We start from the raw sequence: 7,091 nt of genomic DNA, 5'->3' as shown, positions 1-7,091 counted from the left end.
CTCGCGCCACTTGCGGTCGAGGACGGAGAGCACGACGCGGCGCTCCAGCTCGCGCACGACGTCCTCGCCGAGCGCCCGTTCGCGCTCCTCGTAGCGCGCGTGGACGTCGTCCCGCAGGGCCTCGGCGATCAGCTCGGCGGTCACGTCGGAGCGGTGGCCCGCCTCCAGGTCGAGGTCCTCGGTGGTCACCCGCACGGGGTACAGCTGACGGCAGGCGCGCCACAGCCGCTCCAGGTCCCACTCCTCGGCGAAGCCCTCGGCGGTGGCCGCGGCGACGTACCCCTCGACGGTGTCGTCCATGAAGTGGTGGATCTGCTCGCGGAGGTTCTCGCCCTCCAGGACGCGGCGGCGCTCCGTGTAGATCAGGCCGCGCTGGCGGTTGAGGACCTCGTCGTACTTGAGGACGTTCTTGCGGGTCTCGAAGTGCTGCTGTTCGACCTGGGACTGCGCGGAGGCGATGGCGCGGGTCACCATCTTGTTCTCGATGGGGACGTCGTCGGGGATGTTGGCCATGAGCATGACCCGCTCGACCAGCTCGGCGCGGAACAGCCGCATCAGGTCGTCGCCGAGCGACAGGTAGAAGCGGGACTGGCCGGGGTCGCCCTGGCGGCCGCTGCGGCCGCGCAGCTGGTTGTCGATGCGGCGCGACTCGTGGCGCTCGGTGCCGAGGACGTAGAGGCCGCCGAGCTCCTTGACCTCGGTGTGCTCGGCCTCCGCGGCGGCCTCGATGCGCTCCAGCGCGGCGCGGTAGCGCTCGGGGGCGTCCTCGGGCGTGAGGCCGCTCTCCTTGAGCTCGGCCTCGGCCATGGCCTCGGGGTTGCCGCCGAGCATGATGTCGGTGCCGCGGCCCGCCATGTTCGTGGCGACGGTGACGGCGCCCTTGCGGCCGGCCTGCGCGACGATCTGTGCCTCGCGGCCGTGGTTCTTGGCGTTGAGCACCTCGTGCCGGATGCCACGCCGGTTGAGCAGCGCGGAGAGGCGCTCGGACTTCTCCACGGAGACGGTGCCGACGAGGATCGGCTGGCCCGCGTCGTGCCGCTCGGCGATGTCCTCGACGACCGCGCCGAACTTCACGGACTCGTCGCGGTAGATCACGTCGGGCCGGTCGGCGCGGACCATCGGTTTGTTGGTGGGGATGGGCACCACGTGGAGTTTGTAGATCTGGTGGAACTCGGCGGCCTCGGTCATGGCCGTGCCGGTCATTCCGGAGAGTTTCTCGTAGAGGCGGAAGAAGTTCTGCAGGGTGATCGTGGCGAGCGTCTGGTTCTCGTCCTTGATCGTCACGCCTTCCTTCGCCTCGATCGCCTGATGGACGCCTTCGTTGTAGCGGCGTCCGGCGAGAATGCGGCCGGTGTGCTCGTCGACGATCAGGACCTCGCCGTCGGTGACGACGTAGTCCTTGTCCTTCTTGAAGTGCTCCTTGGCCTTGAGGGCGTTGTTCAGCTGACCGATGAGGGGCGTGTTGGCGGAGTCGTAGAAGTTGTCGATGCCGAGCTGGTCCTCCAGGAATTCCACGCCGTTGTCGAGGACGGCGACGGTGCGTTTCTTCGGGTCGTACTCGTAGTCGTACGCGGCGCGCAGGTCGGCGAGTTCGAGTTTGCGCTGCGGGGTCGTGAACTTCTCCTCCTGGATCGCGACGCCCTTCATGTTCTTCACGGTGGCGGCGAAGAATCCGTACCAATGCGTCGGCTGGTCGGCCGGTCCCGAGATGATCAGCGGGGTACGGGCCTCGTCGATGAGGATGGAGTCCGCCTCGTCGACGATCGCGAAATGGTGTCCGCGCTGCACCAGTTCGCCCTTCGACCAGGCCATGTTGTCGCGCAGGTAGTCGAAGCCGAATTCGTTGTTGGTGCCGTACGTGATGTCGCAGGCGTAGGCCTCGCGGCGCTCGGCCGGGCTCATCTCGGTCTTGATGACGCCGACGGTCAGGCCGAGGAAGCGGTAGGCGCGGCCCATCCACTGGGCGTCGCGCGCGGCCAGGTAGTCGTTGACCGTGACGAGGTGGACGCCCTTGCCGGTGAGGGCGTTCAGATAGGCGGGCAGTGTCGCGGAGAGGGTCTTTCCCTCGCCCGTCTGCATTTCCGCGACATTGCCGAGATGGAGTGCGGCGCCGCCCATCACCTGGACGTCGAAATGGCGCATGCCGAGGGTGCGCCGGGCGGCCTCGCGGACGGTCGCGAAGGCCTCGGGAAGGAGATCGTCGAGGCTCTCGCCCTCGGCGTGGCGTTCTTTGTACTCGTCGGTGAGGGCGCGCAGTTCGGCGTCGGAGAGTCCCTCGACGTCCTCCTCGATGGAGTTGACGAGATCCCTGATCCGTTCCAGCCTGCGGAGCATTCTGCCCTCGCCGGCACGCATGATCCTTCCGGTGAGACGCTCCAGTTTGAGGACGGACACCGAAATCCCCCCTGGGTTCGCCGGCCGGTCCGCCCATTGTGAGCGGGGTCACCACACACATCAAGCGGACCGGTTCCGGCTGGGGCGGAATGCGGCGAGCGTGACGGCTTTCAGCGAATGGGGCGGTGGACGTTCTCGTGTTTCGAGGGTCCGGGGGCCGCTTCCGCGATCCACGGCCCGTCTCCGGAGGGGTCGATGATTCCCGATTCGAGCCAGGTGTACGTGCCCGAGAGAACGCCCTTGACGACCTTGCGGTCCACCTCGTCGGTATTGGTCCACAGCCGGTCGAAGAGTTCGTCGATCCGGATACGGGCCTGGCGGCAGAAGGTGTCGGCGAGCTGATACGCCTCGCGGCCGTAGTCCTCGGTGGTGCGCAGGAGTTCGGCGCGCACGCACGCCGCGCTCATCGCGAAGAGCTCGGCGCCGATGTCGACGACCCGGCCGAGGAAGCCCTGCTTGGTCTCCATCTTTCCCTGCCAGCGGGACATGGCGTAGAAGGTGGAGCGGGCCAGCTTGCGGGCGCCGCGCTCGACGTAGCGCAGATGACCGGAGAGGTCGGCGTGGCCCTCGGGATGGAACTCGGCGTACGAGCGCGGGAGTTGGCCGGGTCCCGTGACCAGCTTCGGCAGCCAGCGCGCGTAGAAGCCACCGGCCCTCGCGCCCGCCTTCGCCTTGTCGGACAGGGACTTGTCGGGGTCGATGAGGTCGCCGGCGACCTTGAGGTGGGCGTCCACGGCCTCCCGGGCGATCAGCAGGTGCATGATCTCGGTGGAGCCCTCGAAGATCCGGTTGATGCGCAGGTCGCGCAGGATCTGCTCGGCGGGGACGGCCCGCTCGCCGCGGGCGGCCAGTGACGCGGCGGTCTCGAAGCCGCGCCCGCCGCGGATCTGGACGAGTTCGTCGGCCATCAGGCAGGCCATCTCGGAGCCGTACAGCTTGGCCAGGGCGGCCTCGATGCGGATGTCGTTGCGGTCCTCGTCGGCCATCTGCGAGGAGAGGTCGAGCACGGCCTCCAGGGCGAAGGTCGTCGCCGCGATGAAGGAGATCTTCGTTCCGACGGCCTCGTGGTACGCGACCGGCTTGCCCCACTGCTCGCGCGCCCCCGACCACTCACGGGCGATCTTCAGGCACCACTTGCCGGCGCCGACGCACATCGCGGGCAGCGAGAGCCGGCCGGTGTTGAGCGTGGTGAGGGCGATCTTCAGGCCCGCGCCCTCCGGGCCGATGCGGTGCGCGGCCGGGACGCGGACCTGGTGGAAGCGGGTCACGCCGTTCTCCAGGCCGCGCAGGCCCATGAACGCGTTGCGGTTCTCGACGGTGACGCCCTCGGCGGCCGCCTCGACGACGAAGGCCGTGATGCCGCCCTTGTGGCCGTCGGACTTCGGCACGCGCGCCATGACGACGAGCAGATCGGCGACGACGCCGTTGGTGGTCCACAGCTTCACGCCGTCCAGGACGTAGTCGTCGCCGTCGGGCACGGCCGTCGTGGCGAGCCGCGCCGGGTCGGAGCCGACGTCCGGCTCGGTCAGCAGGAAGGCGCTGATGTCGGTGCGGGCGCAGCGGGGCAGGAAGGCGTCCTTCTGCTCCTGGGTGCCGAAGATCTTCAGGGGCTGCGGTACGCCGATCGACTGATGCGCGGAGAGCAGCGCGCCGATCGCCGGGTTCGCGGAGCCGATCAGGGCGAGGGCCTTGTTGTAGTACACCTGCGTGAGGCCGAGCCCGCCGTACTTCGTGTCGATCTTCATGCCGAGCGCGCCGAGCTCCTTGAGGCCCTTGATCACCTCGTCGGGGATCTGTGCCTCGCGCTCGATGCGGGCGGAGTCGATCTTCGTCTCGCAGAAGTCGCGGAGCTTGGCGAGGAACTCCTCGCCGCGCCGGGCGTCCGGGTCGGGGGGCAGCGGGTGCGGATGGATCAGGTCGAGCCGGAAGCGGCCGAGGAAGAGCTCCTTGGCGAAACTGGGCTTGCGCCAGTCCTGCTCGCGGGCGGCCTCGGCGACCTGCCTGGCCTCTCGTTCGGAGACCTTCGCCCGGGGCTCGGGTGCGGGGGATGTTGCGGACATGAGGTTCACCTCGCCGCGTGTCGGGGCCACCGGCCCGGCCCGTTACCGACCGGTGCTACTCGATCGTATGTACCCGATTCCGGGCATCCCGGCCAGCCCTCGCGCAGAATCCGGCCGGACCGGATCACCCGGCGCCGACGCCCGCCGAGGGAGCCCGCCGAGGGAGCCCGCATTCCTTCGCATGTTCGGAGAAAATTTAAGCGGCCCCTATTCCGCACAAGGCATCCGGGCGCGGAATGGACTGAATGCGTGAATGCAGGTGACCTTTCTTCCCGGAGTCCCGTTCCGGCAGAACGACTGCTGCAGAATGCAGCCGTCACCCCCTCTGAAATTGGAGCAATGATGATCCGGAAGGTTCTGGCCGGCGCCGCGCTCGCGACCGCCGCCACCGCCGCTACCGTGAGCGCCGCCGGTGTGGCCTCGGCGACGACGAGTGGCCCCGAGGCCGAGAACATGACCACCAGCGCGCACGACATGAACAAGGCCGCCCGCGTCGCCTACGGCGACACGGTCAGCGGTACGGGCACCGGCTCCTCGGAGTTCGCCACCGACAACGGCGACGTCGCCATCGCGGGCGACCCCGGCGGTGTCGCCAACGCCTACGGCGCCCCCTTCGTCGACGTCGACCTGCGCTGCGCCGTCCCTGCGGCCCAGGGTGTCGGCGGCAACGTGCTCGGCGGCCCGGTCACGACCTGCAACAACGCGCCGGTCGACCAGTTCGACGCGCCTGAGCGCATCCTCTGACCCCGCGCCGAGGATCCCTTCCTTCGCCGCGGGTCTGAGCGGGCCCTCCTTCGACCGTGCTGTCTCCTCGCACGGTCGAAGGAGGGCCTTCTCGTTTCCGCCTGGGCCGCATGCGAAGCGGCACACAATTGCGCCACGAACAACGGAACACGACCCCCTTCCGGCATTCGCGTGAAGAATTCCACTCCGATACCGAAAAGGGCCGGAAAAGGGCACTCAATTGACCCCGCACATTGACCCCCGACATTGACTCGGAACATTGACTCGAGACATCGACTCGGGGCGTTGCACTGAATGAATGAAACGCGGTGACCTTTCCGCGGCAGCCCTGTTTTCTCCGGTTGATGGCCGCGGGTGCTGCCATCGACTTCCCTCCCCCATTGGAGCAAAGATGATCCGGAAAGTTCTGACCGGTGCCGCGCTGATGGCCGCGGCCGCCGCCGCGACCGTCGGCGGTGCGGGCGTGGCCGCCGCGGACTCCTCGGAGTTCGCCACCAACAACGGCGACGTGGCCATCGGCGGCGACCCGGGCGGCATCCTCAACAGCTACGGCGCCTCGTTCGTCCACGTGGACCTGCGCTGCGCCGTCCCGGCGCCGCAGGGCGTCGGCGGCAACGTGCTCGGCGGCCCCGTGGCGGCCTGCACCAACGAGCCGGTCGACCAGTTCGACGCGCAGGAGCGCATCGTCTGACGCACGGCGTACAGCACGACGGCCGGAGCCCCCGCACAGTGGGCTCCGGCCGTCGTCGCCGGCGCGCGGGACAGGCGCGCGCCGGGGGCTCGCCCGATGGTGGGCGGTCGCGTCCTAGAGGGCGAGACCGGTCAGGACCATCACGCGCTCGTAGGTGTAGTCGTCCATCGCGTAGCGCACGCCCTCGCGGCCCACGCCGGACTGCTTCACGCCGCCGTACGGCATCTGGTCGGCGCGGTAGGACGGGGCGTCGCCGATGACCACGCCGCCGACCTCCAGGGCGCGGTGCGCGCGGAAGGCGACCTGGAGGTCGTGCGTGAACACGCCCGCCTGGAGGCCGAACTTGGAGTCGTTGACCGCGGCGAAGGCCTCTTCCTCGCCGTTGACCTTCTTCAGCGTGAGGACCGGGCCGAAGACCTCTTCGCAGGCGATGGTCGCGTCGGCGGGTACGTCGGCGAGGACGGTCGGCGCGTAGGAGGCGCCGTCGCGCTTGCCGCCGGTGAGGACGGTGGCGCCCGCCTTGGCGGCCTCGTCGACCCAGGACTCCACGCGCTTGGCGGCGTCCTCGCTGACCAGCGGGCCGACGTCGGTCTTCGGGTCGGACGGGTCACCGGTGACCTGGGCCTCGACGGCCTTGACGATGCGCGGCACGAGGCGGTCGTACACGGCGGCGTCGGCGATGACGCGCTGCACCGAGATGCAGGACTGGCCGCCCTGGTAGTTGGAGAAGGTCGCGATGCGCGAGGCGGCCCAGTCGAGGTCCTCGTCCGAGGAGAAGTCGTCGAGGATCACGGCCGCGCCGTTGCCGCCGAGCTCCAGGGTGCAGTGCTTGCGCGGCACCGAGTCCATGATCGCGTAACCGACCTTGTCGGAGCCGGTGAACGAGATGACCGGCATCCGCTCGTCCTGGACGAGGGCCGGCATCTTGTCGTTGGCGACCGGCAGGATGCTCCACGAACCGGCCGGCAGGTCCGTCTCGGCGAGCAGCTCGCCGAGGATCAGACCGGAGAGCGGGGTGGCCGGGGCCGGCTTCAGGATGATCGGCGCGCCGACGGCGATGGCCGGGGCGATCTTGTGCGCGCAGAGGTTCAGCGGGAAGTTGAACGGCGCGATGCCGAGGACGACGCCCTTGGGGAAGCGGCGGGTCAGGGCGAGGCGGCCCTGGCCGCCGGCGTCGGTGTCCAGGCGCTGGGCCTCGCCGC

5 protein-coding genes are annotated in these 7,091 nt (G+C 69.3%); 2 read left to right on the top strand and 3 right to left on the bottom strand.

What is annotated here, in order from left to right; translation table 11 throughout:
* Both secA and AOK22_RS31260 read right to left on the bottom strand, forming a co-directional pair.
* A partial coding sequence (gene secA, locus AOK22_RS31265) for a preprotein translocase subunit SecA (protein ID WP_055702089.1) occupies positions 1-2,355 on the bottom strand: 2,355 nt, incomplete at its 3' end.
* A 149-nt stretch (positions 2,356-2,504) separates the two neighbouring features.
* The gene (locus tag AOK22_RS31260) at positions 2,505-4,454 is read right to left on the bottom strand and encodes an acyl-CoA dehydrogenase family protein (RefSeq protein ID WP_055702088.1); all 1,950 of its coding nucleotides are present in this window, start codon (positions 4,452-4,454) and stop codon (positions 2,505-2,507) included.
* A 339-nt stretch (positions 4,455-4,793) separates the two neighbouring features.
* Here AOK22_RS31260 and AOK22_RS31255 point away from each other — a divergent pair, with 339 nt between their 5' ends.
* Positions 4,794-5,198 (top strand): hypothetical protein, encoded by a 405-nt coding sequence (locus AOK22_RS31255; protein WP_237773589.1) that lies wholly within the window; start codon positions 4,794-4,796, stop codon positions 5,196-5,198.
* A 391-nt stretch (positions 5,199-5,589) separates the two neighbouring features.
* Positions 5,590-5,889 (top strand): hypothetical protein, encoded by a 300-nt coding sequence (locus AOK22_RS31250; protein ID WP_055702086.1) that lies wholly within the window; start codon positions 5,590-5,592, stop codon positions 5,887-5,889.
* Between the two features lie 114 nt (positions 5,890-6,003).
* Here AOK22_RS31250 and AOK22_RS31245 read toward each other — a convergent pair.
* Positions 6,004-7,091: aldehyde dehydrogenase family protein (locus AOK22_RS31245; protein ID WP_055702085.1), on the bottom strand; the 1,088-nt coding region annotated here is incomplete at its 5' end.

Source organism: Streptomyces silaceus (assembly GCF_001419745.1).
Taxonomy (GTDB): Bacteria; Actinomycetota; Actinomycetes; order Streptomycetales; family Streptomycetaceae; genus Streptomyces; species Streptomyces silaceus.
This window is presented reverse-complemented; position numbering and strand designations above follow the sequence as displayed.

Bases quoted from the DNA above. Each gene is read 5' to 3' on its own strand.
- AOK22_RS31260 (WP_055702088.1), bottom strand. From the start codon at position 4,454: ATGTCCGCAACATCCCCCGCACCCGAGCCCCGGGCGAAGGTCTCCGAA.
- AOK22_RS31255 (WP_237773589.1), top strand. From the start codon at position 4,794: ATGATGATCCGGAAGGTTCTGGCCGGCGCCGCGCTCGCGACCGCCGCC.
- AOK22_RS31250 (WP_055702086.1), top strand. From the start codon at position 5,590: ATGATCCGGAAAGTTCTGACCGGTGCCGCGCTGATGGCCGCGGCCGCC.